Raw genomic sequence first — 17,395 nt, forward strand, 5'->3', positions numbered from 1 at the left:
CGACATGGACCACAAGCTCTCCCCCGAACTCGACGAACTCCGACGCACGGTGGAGGAGTTCGCGCACGACGTGGTGGCGCCGAAGATCGGCGACTTCTACGAGCGGCACGAGTTCCCGTACGAGATCGTGCGCGAGATGGGCCGCATGGGGCTGTTCGGGCTGCCGTTCCCGGAGGAGTACGGCGGCATGGGCGGCGACTACTTCGCGCTCGGCGTGGCCCTGGAGGAACTGGCCCGCGTGGACTCCTCGGTGGCCATCACCCTGGAGGCGGGCGTCTCGCTGGGCGCCATGCCGCTGCACCTGTTCGGCACCGAGGAGCAGAAGCGCGAGTGGCTGCCCCGGCTGTGCTCGGGCGAGATACTCGGCGCGTTCGGTCTGACCGAGCCGGACGGCGGCAGCGACGCGGGCGCGACCCGGACCACGGCCCGCCTGGACGAGGCGACCGGCGAGTGGGTCGTCAACGGCACCAAGTGCTTCATCACCAACTCCGGCACGGACATCACGGGTCTGGTCACCGTCACCGCCGTCACCGGCCGCAAGCCCGACGGGAAGCCGCGGATATCGTCGATCATCGTCCCGTCCGGCACCCCGGGCTTCACGGTGGCGGCGCCGTACTCGAAGGTCGGCTGGAACGCCTCGGACACCCGTGAGCTGTCCTTCCAGGACGTGCGCGTCCCGGCGGCCAACCTGCTGGGCCAGGAGGGCCGCGGCTACGCCCAGTTCCTGCGCATCCTCGACGAGGGCCGCATCGCCATCGCCGCGCTCGCCACGGGTCTCGCGCAGGGCTGTGTGGACGAGTCGGTGAAGTACGCCAAGGAGCGGCACGCGTTCGGGCGTCCGATCGGCGCCAACCAGGCGATCCAGTTCAAGATCGCCGACATGGAGATGAAGGCGCACACGGCGCGCCTCGCGTGGCGGGACGCGGCCAGCAGGCTGGTGGCGGGCGAGCCGTTCAAGAAGGAGGCGGCGCTGGCCAAGCTGTACTCCTCCACGGTGGCCGTGGACAACGCGCGCGACGCGACGCAGATCCACGGCGGCTACGGCTTCATGAACGAGTACCCGGTGGCCCGCATGTGGCGCGACTCGAAGATCCTGGAGATCGGCGAGGGCACGAGCGAGGTCCAGCGGATGCTCATCGCACGGGAGTTGGGCCTGGCGGGCTGAGCCACCGCTCCCCATGAATGAACGGCCCGCGCCACCCCGGCGCGGGCCGTCGTCGTGCGGCCGGGTGACCCGAATCACGGCGCGGAACCGGCGTAAGCCGGACAGGGAACCCCGAACACCCTCTGGACAGATCGTTTGGTTAGGCTAACCTAACGCTGTTTGCACATCGGTCCCGTACGCACGAAAGCAGACCCTTCCATGTCGAACGCCAGAACCGCCCGTTTCTCCCGTCGTGGACTGCTCGCCGCCGGCGGCGCGCTGGGGCTCGGCGCCGTGCTCACCGCCTGCGGGGACGACGACGCGAAGGACGGCGGCGCGGACACGAAGGGCTCCGCCGCGTCCGGTCCCTGGACGTTCAAGGACGACCGCGGCACCACGGTGAAGCTCGACGAGGCGCCCAAGAACATCGTCGCGTTCACGGGTGTGGCCGCCGCGCTGTACGACTACGGCATCGAGGTCAAGGGCGTGTTCGGCCCGACCACCACCAAGGACGGCAAGGCGGACGTCCAGGCGGGCGACATGGACGTCACCAAGGTGACGGTCCTGGGCAACGTCTGGGACCAGTTCAACGTCGAGAAGTACGCGGCCCTCGCGCCCGACGTCCTGATCTCCACGATGTTCGACGACGCCGGCACCCTCTGGTACGTCCCCGAGGCGTCCAAGGACAAGATCGCCAAGCTCGCGCCCAGCGTCGGCATCTCCGTGTTCGACCGTCAGCTCACCGGCCCGCTGCAGCGGATGTGGGAGCTGGCCGAGTCGCTCGGCGCCGACATGACGGCCGCGAAGGTCACCGACGCCAAGAAGCGGTTCGAGGCGGCCTCGGAGCGGCTGCGCAAGGCCGCCAAGGCCAAGCCCGAGATCAAGGTGCTGGTCGGCTCCGCGAGCCCCGAGCTGTTCTACGTCTCCGGCAGCAACCTCTCCGTCGACCTGGAGTACTTCAAGGCCCTCGGCGTGAACTTCGTGGAGCCGACGGAGGAGGCCAAGAAGGCCACCGGCGGCTGGTTCGAGAGCCTGAGCTGGGAGAACGTCGACAAGTACAAGGCCGACGTGATCCTGATGGACGACCGCTCCTCGGCCATCCAGCCCGCCGACATCACCGAGGCGACCTGGAAGCAGCTGCCCGCCGTCAAGGCCGGTCAGGTCATCGCCCGTTCCACCGAGCCGATCCTGTCCTACGACAAGTGCGTGGCGCCCGTGGAGGCGCTCGCCGAGGCCATCGAGAAGGCCAAGAAGGTCAGCTGACCCTCGCACGGTCCCCCGCGCCGGTCCCCCCGTAAGGGCCGGCCGCCCCCGACTTGCAGGAGTACGCCGTGACGACTGCCGTGGCCGCCCCGTTCCGTTTCTTCGCCCTTCAGGTCGCCGGGACGCGGCGGCTCGGCCCGTCGCTGGTCCGGGTCACCTTCACCGGGCCGGAACTGCGCGACTTCCGCTCCGACGGACGGGACCAGTCCCTGTCACTGTTCCTGCCCCACCCGGGGCAGGACGCGCCGGTCGTCCCGCTGGAGCTGGGTGACGGCTGGTGGCAGGGCTGGCGCGAACTGCCCGACGACGTACGGGCGGTGATGCGCTCGTACACGCTGCGGGCGCTGCGCGCGGACGCCCTGGGGCGGACGACCGAGATCGACGTCGACTTCGTGCTGCACGGCGTCGGCGCGGAGGCGGGCCCGTCCGCCGAGGCCGGTCCCGCGTCCCGCTGGGCCGCCCGTGCCACGGCGGGCGACCGGGTGCTGCTGCTCGGCCCCGCGATCGCCGACAACCGCGCGATCCGCTTCCGCCTGCCCGAGGACGCCTCGACGGTGCTGCTGTGGGCCGACGAGACCGCCCTGCCCGCCGCGGCCGCCGTCCTGGAGACCCTCCCGCCCGGCGTCCGCGCCCGGGTATGGCTGGAGGTGCCGCACGCCGGGGACGTCCAGGAGCTGCCGACCGCCGCGGACGCGGAGATCACCTGGTTCGTGCGGGAGGGCGCCGCCTCCCCGGAGACCCCGCTGGCCCTGGACGCCGTCCGGCAGACCGCCCTCCCCTTCCCCGAGCACGCCTACGTGTGGATCGCCGGGGAGTCCGGCCATGTGAAGCAGCTGCGCCGGCACTTCGTCCGGGAGCGTGGTGTCGACCGCCGCCGGGTGACGTTCGTGGGCTACTGGCGGCGCGGCCTGACGGAGGAACAGCTCCGCGAACAGGCTTGAGCCGTAAGCAAGTTGAGGCTTCGTGGCGTCCCGTTGAGGACGTGACGACGGTCACGGCGGAAACGGGATTACCCCCGGAAGAGTTTGGTTAGGCTAACCTAAGTTCTGCCGCACCGGCCCTCTCCCCGCACGGACCGTCCCCACCGGAGGACCCCACATGCGCTCTCACCTGCTCAACGACACCACCACGGAGCACTACCGCCGCTCCGTGACCGAAGGAGTCGAGCGGGTGGCCGCCAAACTCGCCGCCACCGACCGGCCGTTCACCGGCGTCACGGTCGACGACCTCGCGCCGCGCATCGACGCGATCGACCTCGACCAGCCGCTGCGCGACACCACCGCGGTGCTGGACGAGCTGGAGGACGTCTACCTCAGGGACGCGGTCTACTTCCACCACCCCCGCTACCTCGCCCACCTCAACTGCCCGGTCGTCATCCCGGCCGTGCTCGGCGAGGCGGTGCTCTCCGCCGTCAACTCCTCCCTGGACACCTGGGACCAGTCGGCCGGCGGCACCCTGATCGAGCGGAAACTGATCGACTGGACGGCCGCCCGCATCGGTCTCGGCCCCGCCGCCGACGGCGTGTTCACCTCCGGCGGCACCCAGTCCAACCTCCAGGCGCTGCTGCTGGCGCGGGAGGAGACCAAGACCGACGAGCTGACGAAGCTGCGCGTCTTCGCCTCCGAGGTCAGCCACTTCAGCGTACAGAAGTCCGCGAAACTGCTCGGCCTCGGCCCGGACGCCGTGGTGGTGGTCCCCGTCGACCACGACAAGCGGATGCAGACCGTCGCCCTCGCCCACGAGCTGGAGCGCTGCGCCGAGGCGGGGCTGATCCCGATGGCGGTCGTCGCCACCGCGGGCACCACCGACTTCGGCTCGATCGACCCGCTGCCGGAGATCGCGGGCCTGTGCGAGCAGTACGGCGCCTGGATGCACGTGGACGCCGCCTACGGCTGCGGACTGCTCGCCTCCCTGAAGTACCGGCACCGCATCGACGGCATCGAGCGCGCCGACTCGGTCACCGTCGACTACCACAAGTCCTTCTTCCAGCCGGTCAGTTCCTCGGCCGTGCTGGTGCGCGACGCGGCCACGCTGCGGCACGCCACCTACCACGCGGAGTACCTCAACCCGCGCCGCATGGTGACCGAGCGCATCCCCAACCAGGTCGACAAGTCCCTCCAGACCACCCGCCGCTTCGACGCGCTGAAGCTGTGGATGACCCTGCGCGTGATGGGCGCCGACGGCATCGGCGCGCTCTTCGACGAGGTGTGCGACCTCGCCGCCGAGGGCTGGAAGCTGCTGGCCGCCGACCCCCGTTACGACGTGGTGGTCGAGCCGAGCCTGTCCACCCTGGTCTTCCGCTACATCCCGGCCGCCGTCACCGACCCCGCCGAGATCGACCGCGCCAACCTGTACGCCCGCAAGGCCCTGTTCGCCTCCGGCGACGCGGTGGTCGCGGGCACCAAGGTGTCCGGGCGCCACTACCTGAAGTTCACCCTGCTCAACCCCGAGACCACGACGGCCGACATCTCGGCCGTCCTCGACCTGATCGCCGGCCATGCCGAGCAGTACCTGGGAGAGTCCCTTGACCGCGCTTGCTGACACCACGGAACCCACCTACGACTTCGTAGGCATCGGGCTCGGCCCGTTCAACCTGGGGCTGGCCTGCCTGACCGAGCCCGTCGACGAGCTCGCGGGCGTCTTCCTGGAGTCCAAGCCGGACTTCGAGTGGCACGCGGGGATGTTCCTCGACGGCGCGCATCTGCAGACGCCGTTCATGTCGGACCTGGTCACCCTCGCCGACCCGACCTCCCCCTACTCCTTCCTCAACTATCTGAAGGAGAAAGGCCGGCTGTACTCGTTCTACATCCGGGAGAACTTCTACCCGCTGCGCGTCGAGTACGACGACTACTGCCGCTGGGCCGCCGCGCAGCTCGGCAGCATCCGCTTCGGCACCACGGTCACCGAGGTCACCTGGGACGACACCGCCGAGGTGTACGTCGTGGCCACGGACACCGGCACGACGTACCGCGGCCGGCACCTGGTGCTCGGCACCGGCACCGTGCCGTTCGTGCCCGAGGCGTGCCGCGGCCTGGAGGGCGACCTCTTCCACAACGCGCAGTACACGCACCGCAAGGCCGGCCTGCTGAAGAAGAAGTCGGTCACGATCGTGGGCAGCGGGCAGTCCGCCGCCGAGATCTACTACGAGCTGCTGTCCGAGATCGACGTCCACGGCTACCAGCTCAACTGGGTCACCCGTTCCCCGCGGTTCTTCCCGCTGGAGTACACCAAGCTGACCCTGGAGATGACGTCCCCGGACTACATCGACTACTTCCGCGCTCTCCCCGAGGACACCCGCTACCGGCTGGAGAAGCAGCAGAAGGGCCTGTTCAAGGGCATCAACTCGGACCTGATCGACGCGATCTTCGACCTGCTGTACCAGAAGAACGTGGAGAGCGGCGGACGCGGCGTGCCCACCCGGCTGCTCACCAACTCCTCGCTCACCGCCGCCCGGTACCAGGACGGCACGTACACGCTGGGCTTCCGCCAGGACGAGCAGGGCAAGGAGTTCGAGATCACCACCGAGGGCCTGGTGCTGGCCACCGGCTACCACTACGAGCAGCCCGCCTTCCTGGAGCCGGTGCGCGACCGGCTGCGCTACGACGGCCACGGCCGCTTCGACGTCGCCCGCAACTACGCGATCGACGTCACCGGGCGCGGTGTGTTCCTGCAGAACGCGGGCGTGCACACGCACAGCATCACCAGCCCCGACCTGGGCATGGGCGCCTACCGCAACGCGTCGATCATCCGCGAGCTGCTGGGCACCGAGTACTACCCGGTCGAGAAGAGCATCGCCTTCCAGGAGTTCGCCGTATGAGCACCATCGGTACCTTCACCGTCCGCCCGCTCGTCCCGGAGAAGGACGCGGAGCTGCTGCACCGCTGGGTGACGCACCCCAAGGCGGCGTTCTGGATGATGCAGGACGCGAGACTCGAGGACGTCGAGCGCGAGTACATGCGCATCGCCGCCCACGAGCACCACCACGCCTACCTGGGCCTGCACGACGGCGAACCCGCCTTCCTGATGGAGAAGTACGACCCTCGGTACGTCGAACTGGTCGGGCTCTACGAGCCGGAGCCCGGTGACGTCGGCATGCACTTCCTGGTCGCCCCCACCGACCGCCCCGTCCACGGCTTCACCCGCGCCGTCATCACCGCCGTGATGGAGGAGCTGTTCGCCGACCCGGCCGTCCGCCGGGTCGTGGTGGAGCCGGACGTCGGCAACAAGGCCGTGCACGCCCTGAACGCGGCCGTGGGGTTCGAGCCCGAGCGTGAGATCGACAAGCCGGAGAAGCGCGCGCTGCTGAGCTTCTGCACGCGTGAACAGTTCGAGGCCGCCCGAGGAGCCGCCGCATGACCCTGTCCGACGCCGTGGCGCATCTGTCCCCCCACCGCTGGGCGCGGGCCAACCGTCTGCTCATCCGCAAGGCGCTCGCCGAGTTCGCGCACGAGCGGCTCGTCACGCCCGAGCCGGCCGGTGACGGCCGGTACGTCGTCCGCAGCGACGACGGCGAAACCCGGTACACGTTCACCGCGCGATTGCGCGGCCTGGACCACTGGCAGGTCGACGCCGGCTCGATCACCCGCCACCGCGGCGACGCCGAACTGGAGCTCGCCGCGCTGGACTTCTTCATCGAGCTGCAGAAGTCCCTGGGGCTCAGCGAGGAGATCCTGCCGGTGTACCTGGAGGAGATCTCCTCCACCCTCTCCGGCACCTGCTACAAGCTGACCAAGCCGCCGGTCACCTCCGCCGAGCTGGTCGACGCCGGCTTCCAGGCGATCGAGTCCGGCATGACCGAGGGCCACCCCTGCTTCGTCGCCAACAACGGACGGCTCGGCTTCGGCGTGCACGAGTACCGGCGGTACGCCCCGGAGGCCGCTCACCCGGTGAAGCTGGTGTGGCTGGCCGCCCACCGCTCCCGGGCCGCGTTCACGGCGGGCGTCGGCATCGAGTACGAGTCGTTCCTCCGGGAGGAGCTGGGCGAGGAGACCGTCGAGCGGTTCCACGGCGTCCTCCGCGCGCAGGACCTGGACCCCGCCGACTACCTGCTGATCCCCGTCCACCCCTGGCAGTGGTGGAACAAGCTGTCCGTCACCTTCGCCGCCGAGGTGGCCCGCCGGAACCTGGTGTGCCTGGGCGAGGGCGACGACGAGTACCTGGCGCAGCAGTCCATCCGCACCTTCTTCAACCGCTCGCACCCGGAGAAGCACTACGTGAAGACGGCCCTGTCTGTCCTCAACATGGGCTTCATGCGGGGCCTGTCCGCCGCCTACATGGAGGCCACCCCGGCCATCAACGACTGGCTGGCCCGCCTGATCGACAACGACCCGGTGCTGCGGTCCACGGGACTGTCGGTCATCCGGGAGCGCGCCGCCGTGGGCTACCGGCACCTGGAGTACGAGCAGGCCACCGACCGCTACTCGCCGTACCGGAAGATGCTGGCGGCGCTGTGGCGGGAGAGCCCGGTGGCGTCCCTGGCCGACGGCGAGTCGCTGGCCACCATGGCGTCCCTGGTCCACGTGGACCACGAGGGCCGGTCCTTCGCGGCCGCCCTGATCGAGCGCTCCGGGCTCGCCCCGGAGGAGTGGCTGCGGCGCTATCTGCGGGCCTACTACGTCCCGCTGCTGCACAGTTTCTACGCCTACGACCTGGTGTACATGCCGCACGGCGAGAACGTCATCCTGGTCCTGGAGGACGGCGCCGTGAAGCGGGCCGTCTACAAGGACATCGCCGAGGAGATCGCGGTGATGGACCCGGACGCGGTGCTGCCGCCGGAGGTGTCGCGGATCCGCGTGGAGGTCCCGGACGACACCAAGCTGCTGTCGATCTTCACGGACGTCTTCGACTGCTTCTTCCGCTTCCTCGCGGCGAACCTCGCCGAGGAGGGCGTCCTCGACGAGGACGGCTTCTGGCGCACGGTCGCGGAGGTCACCCGCGACTACCAGGCGTCGGTGCCGGAGCTGGCCGACAAGTTCGCCCGCTACGACATGTTCGCCCCGGAGTTCGCCCTGTCCTGCCTGAACCGCCTCCAGCTGCGCAACAACAGGCAGATGGTCGACCTGGCGGACCCGTCGGGCGCGCTCCAGCTGACAGGCACCCTGAAGAACCCCTTGGCGGCCTTCTGACCGCACAGGACGGGCGAGCCCCCGGAGTACGGTCCTCCGGGGGCTCGCCCGTCCTAGGGGCGCGGGGAACTGTGCGCCCGGCCCCCACTACGGGTCACTGCCACGCAACCTGAGGCGACCGGTAGAAGTTCACCCCCAGCGCCTCCCACCGGGGCCCCTGCGCGGCGAGCCGCGACCGGTACGACTCCCAGTCGTGAGTCTCCGCGGGCGACCACCCCAGCTCCGCGATCCCCGGCAGCCGCGGGAACGCCATGAACTCCAGCTCCCCCGCCTCGTCCAGCGTCTCCGTCCACAGCGGCGCCTCGACGCCCCGCACCGCGGACTCGGGCACGCCCTCCAGGTAGGCCCCCGGGTTCCAGTCGTAGGACCGCCGGACCTCGACGTACCCGGCCCAGGACAGCCCCAGCGGGGTGTTCGCGTCGTACTTCATGTCCATGTACGCCCGGTCGGCCGGCGAGAGGATCAGCCCGGTGCCGTTCCGCGCGGCCTGCGCGACCTGGGCCTTCTCGCCCGCACTCGTGCCGTCGAGACCCCAGTACTGGGCGAGCGCCCCCTTCGCCGGGGTGGCCCCGGTCAGCTGGTGCCAGCCCACCACCGTCTTGCCGTACCGGGCGACGACCGGCTGGACCCGCTCCATGAACGCCGCGTACTCCTCGTGCGGCGTGGAGTGCGCCTCGTCGCCGCCGATGTGGAGGTAGCGGCCGGGCGTGAGCGCGGCGATCTCCCGCACCACGTCCTCGACGAAGTCGTACGTGATCTCCTTGCCGACGCACAGCGAGCTGAAGCCGACCTGGGTGCCGGTGTAGAGCGGGGGCGCGACGCCGTCGCAGTTCAGGCCGGCGTAGGAGGCGAGGGCCGCGTTGGTGTGGCCCGGCATGTCGATCTCGGGGACGACCTCCAGGTACCGGGAGGCGGCGTACCGCACGATCTCGCGGTAGTCGTCCTTCGTGTAGTACCCGCCGGGCCCGCCGCCGACCTCGGTGGAGCCGCCGTAGGTGGCGAGCCTCGGCCAGGAGTCGATCGCGATCCGCCAGCCCTGGTCGTCGCTGAGGTGCAGATGCAGCTTGTTGATCTTGTAGAGGCTGATCCGGTCGATGTAGCGCTTGACCTCCTCGACGGAGAAGAAGTGCCGGGAGACGTCGAGCATGGCGCCGCGCCAGCCGAAGCGCGGGCTGTCGGTGACGGTGCCGCCCGCGACGAGCCACGGCCCCGGCCGGCGGGTCCGCTGCTCCACGTCCGCCGGGAGCAGCTGCCGCAGCGTCTGCACGCCGTGGAAGAGCCCGGCGGGCTTCGCGGCGGTCAGGGTGATCCCGGAGGGGCCGCTGCGCAGCCGGTAGCCCTCGCTGCCGTAGGGGCCGTCGGCGATGCGCAGCCGTATGCCTCCCGCGCCGCGGTCGCTGACGGGCAGCGGATAGCCGGTGGAGGGCCGCAGCACGCCGGCGAGGTACTCGCCGACCCTCCGGGCCTCGCGGGAGCCGTCGACGCGGATACGGGTCTTCTCCGTGATGCGGTACGGACGTCCGCCGGGGTCCACGGACGCGGGGGCGGGGATCACCCGGTCCAGCGGGACGGGCGTCCGTCCCTGCGCGCCGTCCGGGGCCGGGCCCCGGACGGGGGCCGCCGCGACCGTGGCGGCGCCCACCGCCACGACGAGCAGCAGGGACCCGAGCAGGCGGGTGGTGCGGGGAGTCGTACCGTGGTGCCGTCGTTGCCGTCTCACACGTGCTCCCTTCTCAACTCCTGTTCCCTGTAAGGGAACCCGGAATGGGTATAGACCACTCTCCCGCAGATCCGGTGAAACAATCCCCCCATGGCGGAAATCATCCAGAAGGACGGGACGTGGACGTTCGACGGGGAGACCCTGCGCCTCACCCCCGGCCGGGACAAGAACGTCGGCCTGCTGCGCCGCACCCTGGGTGAACTGGCCGTCCCTCTGGAGGCGTTGGCGGGCATCTCGCTGGAGCAGGGCAAGAAGGCGGGACGGCTCAGGCTGCGGCTGCGCGACGGCGCCGACCCACTGCTGCACGCGACCGGCGGCCGCCTCGCCGAGCCGCACGACCCGTACCAGCTGACCGTGGAGTCCGACCGCTACGGCGTCGCCGAGTACTTCACGGAGGAGGTCCGCACCGCGTTGCTGCTGGAGCAGATCCCGTCAGGTCCGGTGACCGGCTATCTGCTGCCCGGCCCGCCGCTCCCCCTGTCCGTGTCCGCCGGTGACGGCACGGTGAGCTTCGACGGGGAGCGGGTCCGGCTGGAGTGGAACTGGAAGACGGAGGACGCCAAGGCCGCCGCGGGCCCCCGCACCCTGGCGGTGGCGGACCTGGAGGGCGTGGAGTGGCAGCCGGCCGCCGGTCTCGAGAACGGCCACCTCCGCTTCCTCGTGCGGCACGCCCCGACCAAGGTGCCCGCCAAGTACGACCCGAACGCGGTGGAGCTGTGGGGGTTCAAGAAGGACCCGCTGATGGCGCTGGTGGCCGCCGCCGTGCAGGCTCGGCTGCCGCACCCGTCCGCCCCCGCCGCCCCGGCCCTGGACGGCCCGCGCGCCCCCGAGGCCGATGGCCCCGCACCGCCCGGCCGCGCCGCCGAGGACGACCACGACGCGCTGCTGCGCCGGCTGCGTGAGCTGGGCGAGCTGCACAGGTCCGGGATCCTCACCGACGAGGAGTTCACCCTCGCCAAGCAGGCGATCCTGAAGCGCATGTAGAGGCCACCCGGCGTGACCTGCCCGAAATCGGGCACGTTTCTTGCGAAACGGCCGCCGGTACTCCAGGATCATCGGGTGCACGACGAACTTGTCGATCATCTGACGCGGTCCACGCCCCTCAGCCGGGGCGAGGCGCTGCGGGTGATCCAGGACGTGCTCGCGTACTTCGACGAGACGACCGAGGAGTACGTCCGGCGCCGCCACCGCGAGCTCCAGGCCCAGGGCCTGGTGAACGCGGAGATCTTCCAACGGATCGAGGCGGACCTGAGATACCGCGCGGTGGCGCCGCCCGAGCTCTCGCTCCGGCAGCTGCGCCGCATCGTCTACGGCTAGGAACATACCTGTATGTGCGGAATCGTCGGTTACATCGGCAGGCGTGAGGTCGCCCCCCTGCTGCTCGAGGGCCTCCAGCGCCTGGAGTACCGCGGCTACGACTCGGCGGGCATCGCCGTGACCTCCCCGAAGACGGGGACCCTGAAGATGGTCAAGGCCAAGGGCCGGGTGCGCGACCTGGAGGCCAAGGTCCCGGCGCGTTTCAAGGGCACCACCGGCATCGCCCACACCCGCTGGGCCACCCACGGCGCCCCGTCCGACGTGAACGCCCACCCGCACCTGGACGCCGAGGGCAAGGTCGCCGTCGTCCACAACGGCATCATCGACAACGCCGCCGACCTGCGCCGCAAGCTGGAGGCGGACGGCGTCGAGTTCCTCTCCGAGACGGACACCGAGGTCCTCACCCACCTCATCGCCCGCTCGTCGGCCGAGAAGCTCGAGGACAAGGTCCGCGAGACGGTCCGCCTGATCGAGGGCACCTACGGCATCGCCGTGCTGCACGCCGACTTCCCGGACCGCATCGTCGTCGCCCGCAACGGCTCCCCGGTCGTCCTCGGCATCGGCGAGAAGGAGATGTTCGTCGCCTCGGACATCGCCGCGCTGGTCGCCCACACCCGCCAGATAGTCACCCTCGACGACGGCGAGATGGCCACCCTCAAGGCCGACGACTTCCGCACCTACACCACGGAGGGCACGCGGACCACCGCCGAGCCCACCACCGTGGAGTGGGAGGCCGCCTCCTACGACATGGGCGGCCACGACACGTACATGCACAAGGAGATCCACGAGCAGGCCGAGGCCGTGGACCGCGTGCTGCGCGGCCGGATCGACGACCGCTTCTCCACCGTGCACCTGGGCGGCCTCAACCTGGACGCCCGCGAGGCCCGCCGCATCCGCCGTGTGAAGATCCTCGGCTGCGGCACCTCGTACCACGCCGGCATGATCGGCGCGCAGATGATCGAGGAGCTCGCGCGCATCCCCGCCGACGCCGAGCCGGCATCCGAGTTCCGCTACCGCAACGCGGTCGTCGACCCCGACACCCTGTACGTCGCGGTCTCCCAGTCCGGCGAGACGTACGACGTGCTGGCCGCCGTGCAGGAGCTGAAGCGCAAGGGCGCCCGCGTCCTCGGCGTGGTCAACGTGGTGGGCTCCGCGATCGCCCGCGAGGCCGACGGCGGCGTCTACGTGCACGCCGGTCCCGAGGTCTGCGTCGTCTCCACCAAGTGCTTCACCAACACCACGGTCGCCTTCGCGCTGCTCGCCCTGCACCTGGGCCGCACCCGTGACCTCTCCGTCCGCGACGGCAAGCGGATCATCGAGGGCCTGCGCCGCCTCCCCGCCCAGATCGCCGAGATGCTGGAGCAGGAGGAGGAGATCAAGAAGCTGGCGCTGGAGTACGCCGAGGCCCGCTCGATGCTCTTCATCGGCCGCGTCCGGGGCTACCCGGTGGCCCGTGAGGCCTCCCTGAAGCTGAAGGAGGTCTCGTACATCCACGCCGAGGCCTACCCGGCCTCCGAGCTGAAGCACGGCCCGCTGGCCCTGATCGAGCCAGCCATGCCGACGGTCGCGATCGTCCCCGACGACGACCTGCTCGAGAAGAACCGCGCCGCGCTGGAGGAGATCAAGGCCCGCAGCGGCCGGATCGTCGCCGTCGCGCACCAGGAGCAGGAGAAGGCGGACCACACGATCGTGGTCCCCAAGAACGAGGACGAGCTGGACCCCATCCTCATGGGCATCCCCCTCCAGCTCCTCGCCTACCACACGGCCCTGGCCCTCGGCCGGGACATCGACAAGCCCCGCAACCTGGCGAAGTCGGTCACGGTCGAGTAGGACGCCCGTAAGGGGCGCGGGGCTGTGCCGATATGCGGCTCCGCCGCGCGGGCGCGAGCAACCCCCACCGGCCGTCAGAGGCCAACAAACAGAAACGGGCCCCCCAGGTGACGCCACCTGGGGGGCCCGCCTCACATCACGTCATGGAATGACGACAACGGGCCGCTGCGCCCGCTTGGCCAACCTCCCCGCGACCGACCCGAAAAGCCGCCCCACGAGCCCGTGGGTGGAACCCACGACAATCGCATCGGCGGCGTACTCCCGCCCCACCTCTTCGAGTTCATGGCAGATGTCCCCACCCCGCTCGACGAGGATCCACGGCACCTCGGCCAGATAGTCGGCGCAGGCCAGCTCCAGCCCCAGCACCTCCGTCCGGTGGTCCGGGACGTCGACGAAGACCGGTGGTTCGCAGCCCGCCCACACCGTGGTGGGCAGCCGGTTGGCGACATGGACGATGATCAGTCCGGAACCGGAGCGCCGTGCCATGCCGATGGCGTACGCGAGGGCCCGTTCGCTGGAGGTGGACCCGTCGAAGCCGACGACCACCCCGTGCCGGAAGGCGGGGTCGCACGCATGGCGTGATTCCTCCGCCGCCAGGGGTTCGGACGCCGTCGGATCGGCGACCGGCCGCTTGCGGTCCGCGGGTTCGAAGAATTCGTGACCGGCCATGGCTGTCTCGGGGTTGTGATCCTTTATGGGGGACGACAGTGTGCGGCGGAGCTGTGTCCGGGAAGTATCTTCCCAACCCCATACCCCCAAGGGTACGGCGGCACGCCTCCTTGGCCCAGATCCCGCGCGAACCGGGAGGCGGGTTCCCCGGAGCATGCACGAGGGTCCGCCCACGACGCAACGGTTGCTGGCCTGTACAGGCGGTTTGCGGGGTATTCGCTTGACACCTGAACCATCCGCCACAGGCGACCCGCGCCACAGAGACCACGGTGACCAACAGCCGGCCCGCCCGTTGGGAGGGTGGAACCCCGCCAACACAGGAAGCGCCCCGCACCCCGATGCCCCGCCCCGCCCGCCTCGCCGGCCGCACGGCTGCCGCACGGCCACCCCGCGCCGCCGGCCGCGCGGAGGACGACCTCCTCCCCTGGGCCGCGCTCGCCTGCCTGCTGGCCCCGCGGCCTGCTCTGGCGCGGCGCGCCGTTCTCACGGCGGCCGGCGCGGCATGCGGCCTGGCGGCCGTCACCGCCGCCTCCCGCCTCCTGATCCGCCGCTCCCGCCGCCTGGCCGCCCCTGCCCCCTCCCGGCGCCCGGGCGCCACCACCCACTCCCGCCGCCCCGGCCCCGCCCCTCACGCCCGGCGTGCGGGAGCGCTTCCGCACGCGCGGGCGCACGCCCGGCGGGACGCCGGCAGCACACCGGCCGGTTGACCGGTTTCCGCACCCCCGCCCGTCTCTTTTCAGCCAACTTCCGGTTCTGGCGCACCCCGTGCCGCGACCACCCCCCAACCGCCGTTCCACCTGCACGGAAAGCACCTCGCGGGCCCCGCGCACCCTACGTGCTTTGGCCACCGCGACGAGGCGCACTTCCCTGTACGCCGCGCGAGTGCAACGCTTCGTGATCGAATGCTTCACGCCAAGTTGCCAAGTCGACAATGCACCGAGTGCCGAACTGGCCAACGGTGCACGACGGGACACAGTAGATTCGATCTTGACTGTCTTACGGCGGGGGACTCGTGCAGGACCGAGGGGAAACGTGCAGGAGCGACACAACCGAGGAGCCGCGACCACCGAGGGGGGCTTAGCAGGATGAGCCACGACTCCACTGCCGCGCCGGAAAACGCGGCCCGGAAACTGTCCGGGCGCCGCCGCAAGGAGATCGTCGCGGTGCTGCTGTTCAGCGGCGGCCCCATTTTCGAGAGTTCCATACCGCTGTCGGTGTTCGGGGTTGACCGCCAGGACGCCGGCGTGCCGCGCTACCGCCTGCTGGTCTGCGGCGGCGAAGAAGGCCCGCTGCGGACCACAGGGGGCCTGGAACTCACCGCGCCACACGGCCTGGAGGCGATATCCCGGGCGGGCACCGTCGTGGTGCCGGCCTGGCGATCGATCACCTCCCCGCCACCGGAGGAGGCCCTGGACGCGCTGCGCCGGGCCCACGAGGAGGGCGCCCGCATCGTCGGGCTGTGCACCGGCGCCTTCGTCCTCGCGGCGGCGGGACTGCTGGACGGCCGTCCGGCGACCACCCACTGGATGTACGCGCCGACGCTGGCCAAGCGCTATCCGTCGGTGCACGTCGATCCACGCGAGCTGTTCGTGGACGACGGCGACGTGCTGACGTCCGCGGGCACCGCGGCCGGCATCGACCTGTGTCTGCACATCGTGCGCACGGACCACGGCAACGAGGCGGCCGGCGCGCTCGCCCGCCGTCTTGTGGTCCCACCGCGCCGCAGCGGCGGTCAGGAGCGCTATCTCGACAGGTCTTTACCTGAGGAGATCGGCGCCGACCCGCTCGCCGAGGTCGTCGCCTGGGCGCTGGAGCACCTCCACGAGCAGTTCGACGTGGAGACGCTCGCCGCCCGCGCGTACATGAGCCGCCGCACCTTCGACCGCCGGTTCCGCTCGCTGACCGGCAGCGCGCCGCTGCAGTGGCTGATCACGCAGCGGGTGCTCCAGGCGCAGCGCCTTCTGGAGACGTCGGACTACTCGGTCGACGAGGTGGCCGGGCGCTGCGGCTTCCGCTCGCCGGTCGCGCTGCGCGGCCACTTCCGGCGCCAGCTCGGTTCGTCCCCGGCCGCCTACCGGGCCGCGTACCGGGCACGGCGTCCGCAGGCCGAGCGGGGCCAGGACGACGGGACCGCGCAGAGCGCCCCCACGGGCGTCCCTGCGGGCCGTCCGGAGCCCGCGGGGCAACACCACGTGCACCAGCTGCATCCGGACGGTGCGGTGCCGCACCAGTCACGCCGGACGGCGGCGGCCGGCGCGCTGGGGTCGTCGCTGACCGCGTCGGCGCCGGGCGTGCCGGGGCAGCGCAGCGCGCCCTGAGGTGACCGCCGGTGAGGGCCGGAGGCCGTGTGCCTGCGGCCCTCACCGCTGTCCCGTACGGTCTCGCCGCCGCGCGCGGAAGATCCGGGAAACCGGCGCTTCACCGCCCGGTCACGCCCGGCGTCACGCACCGTAGGGTTAGACACATGAACGATCGCATGGTGTGGATCGACTGCGAGATGACCGGCCTCTCGCTGTCGGACGACGCGCTCATCGAGGTGGCCGCCCTCGTCACCGACTCCGAGCTGAACGTGCTCGGCGAGGGGGTCGACATCGTCATCCGCCCGCCGGAGCGGGCCCTGGAGACGATGCCGGAGGTGGTGCGCGCGATGCACACCGCGTCGGGGCTGCTCGACGAGCTGCCGAACGGCACGACGCTGGAGGACGCCGAGCAGCGGGTCCTGGCGTACATCAAGGAGCACGTCAAGGAGCCCGGCAAGGCGCCCCTGTGCGGGAACTCCGTCGGCACCGACCGCGGCTTCCTGCTGCGCGACATGCCGACCCTGGAGAGCTACCTGCACTACCGGATCGTCGACGTGTCCAGCATCAAGGAGCTGGCCCGCCGCTGGTACCCGAGGGCGTACTTCAACAGCCCCGAGAAGAACGGCAACCACCGGGCGCTCGCCGACATCCGGGAGTCCATCGCGGAGCTGCGCTACTACCGTGAGGCGGTCTTCGTGCCGCAGCCGGGACCCGACTCCGACACCGCGAAGAAGATCGCGGCGAAGCACGTCCTGCCTGCTCAGTAGGGTGCCGAGGGGGCTCAGGGGGGCCGCGCGGAAAGGCGTGCGCGAGCACCCCTTCGGACCCTGTACACTTTTTCTCGGCCGGTCGGGGAAATCACTGATCTCCCGGAAACAGGCCGTGGTGGGTGTAGCTCAGCTGGTAGAGCACCTGGTTGTGGTCCAGGATGTCGCGGGTTCAAGTCCCGTCACTCACCCTCACCGCAGAAGCCGGTGACCTCGACGAGGTCGCCGGCTTCTGGCGTTCCCGAGACAAGGGCGGGGTG

15 protein-coding genes and 1 tRNA gene are annotated in these 17,395 nt (G+C 70.7%); 14 read left to right on the forward strand and 2 right to left on the reverse strand.

Annotated elements, in window-relative coordinates; genetic code table 11:
• Positions 1-4: 4 nt before the first annotated feature.
• From AY578_RS11720 to AY578_RS11750, 7 genes are all read left to right on the forward strand, one after another.
• Positions 5-1,165, forward strand: coding sequence for an acyl-CoA dehydrogenase family protein (locus tag AY578_RS11720; protein WP_136238510.1), 1,161 nt, complete (start codon positions 5-7; stop codon positions 1,163-1,165).
• Positions 1,166-1,363: 198 nt separating this feature from the next.
• The gene (locus tag AY578_RS11725) at positions 1,364-2,407 is read left to right on the forward strand and encodes an ABC transporter substrate-binding protein (protein WP_136238511.1); all 1,044 of its coding nucleotides are present in this window, start codon (positions 1,364-1,366) and stop codon (positions 2,405-2,407) included.
• A 68-nt stretch (positions 2,408-2,475) separates the two neighbouring features.
• On the forward strand, positions 2,476-3,348 hold the full coding sequence (locus AY578_RS11730; protein ID WP_136238512.1) for a siderophore-interacting protein: 873 nt from the start codon (positions 2,476-2,478) through the stop codon (positions 3,346-3,348).
• Between the two features lie 157 nt (positions 3,349-3,505).
• Entirely contained in the window at positions 3,506-4,948 is a 1,443-nt protein-coding gene (gene desA, locus AY578_RS11735) for a lysine decarboxylase DesA (protein WP_136238513.1), read from the forward strand.
• Positions 4,905-6,224 (forward strand): lysine N(6)-hydroxylase/L-ornithine N(5)-oxygenase family protein, encoded by a 1,320-nt coding sequence (locus AY578_RS11740; protein WP_086020175.1) that lies wholly within the window; start codon positions 4,905-4,907, stop codon positions 6,222-6,224. The genes desA and AY578_RS11740 overlap by 44 nt, the downstream gene beginning before the upstream one ends.
• Positions 6,221-6,763: a GNAT family N-acetyltransferase gene (locus AY578_RS11745; RefSeq protein ID WP_136238514.1), complete on the forward strand. Its 543-nt coding sequence runs from the start codon at positions 6,221-6,223 to the stop codon at positions 6,761-6,763. The genes AY578_RS11740 and AY578_RS11745 overlap by 4 nt, the downstream gene beginning before the upstream one ends.
• A complete protein-coding gene (locus AY578_RS11750; RefSeq protein ID WP_028959208.1) occupies positions 6,760-8,532 on the forward strand; it encodes an IucA/IucC family protein in 1,773 nt (590 codons plus the stop codon). The genes AY578_RS11745 and AY578_RS11750 overlap by 4 nt, the downstream gene beginning before the upstream one ends.
• 94 nt (positions 8,533-8,626) lie before the next feature.
• Here AY578_RS11750 and AY578_RS11755 read toward each other — a convergent pair whose 3' ends face one another.
• Positions 8,627-10,252, reverse strand: coding sequence for a beta-N-acetylhexosaminidase (locus tag AY578_RS11755; protein ID WP_136238515.1), 1,626 nt, complete (start codon positions 10,250-10,252; stop codon positions 8,627-8,629).
• A 90-nt stretch (positions 10,253-10,342) separates the two neighbouring features.
• Here AY578_RS11755 and AY578_RS11760 point away from each other — a divergent pair, with 90 nt between their 5' ends.
• The 3 genes from AY578_RS11760 (at position 10,343) to glmS (ending at position 13,399) form a co-directional block, all read left to right on the forward strand.
• Positions 10,343-11,236: a DUF4429 domain-containing protein gene (locus tag AY578_RS11760; protein WP_136238516.1), complete on the forward strand. Its 894-nt coding sequence runs from the start codon at positions 10,343-10,345 to the stop codon at positions 11,234-11,236.
• A gap of 75 nt (positions 11,237-11,311) precedes the next feature.
• Positions 11,312-11,569: a hypothetical protein gene (locus AY578_RS11765; protein WP_019525179.1), complete on the forward strand. Its 258-nt coding sequence runs from the start codon at positions 11,312-11,314 to the stop codon at positions 11,567-11,569.
• A 12-nt stretch (positions 11,570-11,581) separates the two neighbouring features.
• The gene (gene glmS, locus AY578_RS11770; protein ID WP_019525178.1) at positions 11,582-13,399 is read left to right on the forward strand and encodes a glutamine--fructose-6-phosphate transaminase (isomerizing); all 1,818 of its coding nucleotides are present in this window, start codon (positions 11,582-11,584) and stop codon (positions 13,397-13,399) included.
• A 141-nt stretch (positions 13,400-13,540) separates the two neighbouring features.
• On the opposite strand, the gene AY578_RS11775 is transcribed toward glmS, so the two are convergent.
• Positions 13,541-14,068 carry a universal stress protein gene (locus AY578_RS11775; RefSeq protein ID WP_019525177.1) on the reverse strand — a complete coding sequence of 176 codons (528 nt, stop codon included), beginning with the start codon at positions 14,066-14,068 and terminating at the stop codon, positions 13,541-13,543.
• 338 nt (positions 14,069-14,406) lie between these two features.
• On the opposite strand from AY578_RS11775, the gene AY578_RS11780 reads away from it, so the two are divergent.
• From AY578_RS11780 to AY578_RS11795, 4 genes are all read left to right on the forward strand, one after another.
• Complete coding sequence (locus tag AY578_RS11780) at positions 14,407-14,775, forward strand: hypothetical protein (protein WP_258902336.1); 369 nt, start codon at positions 14,407-14,409, stop codon at positions 14,773-14,775.
• A gap of 378 nt (positions 14,776-15,153) precedes the next feature.
• Complete coding sequence (locus AY578_RS11785) at positions 15,154-16,386, forward strand: helix-turn-helix domain-containing protein (protein WP_028959207.1); 1,233 nt, start codon at positions 15,154-15,156, stop codon at positions 16,384-16,386.
• Positions 16,387-16,532: 146 nt separating this feature from the next.
• Positions 16,533-17,135: an oligoribonuclease gene (orn, locus tag AY578_RS11790; RefSeq protein WP_026243869.1), complete on the forward strand. Its 603-nt coding sequence runs from the start codon at positions 16,533-16,535 to the stop codon at positions 17,133-17,135.
• Positions 17,136-17,253: 118 nt separating this feature from the next.
• Positions 17,254-17,326: transfer RNA gene (locus tag AY578_RS11795), tRNA-His, on the forward strand.
• The last annotated feature ends 69 nt before the right edge of the window (positions 17,327-17,395 follow it).

The organism is Streptomyces thermocarboxydus (genome assembly GCF_024760485.1).
Classification (GTDB): domain Bacteria; phylum Actinomycetota; class Actinomycetes; order Streptomycetales; family Streptomycetaceae; genus Streptomyces; species Streptomyces cellulosae.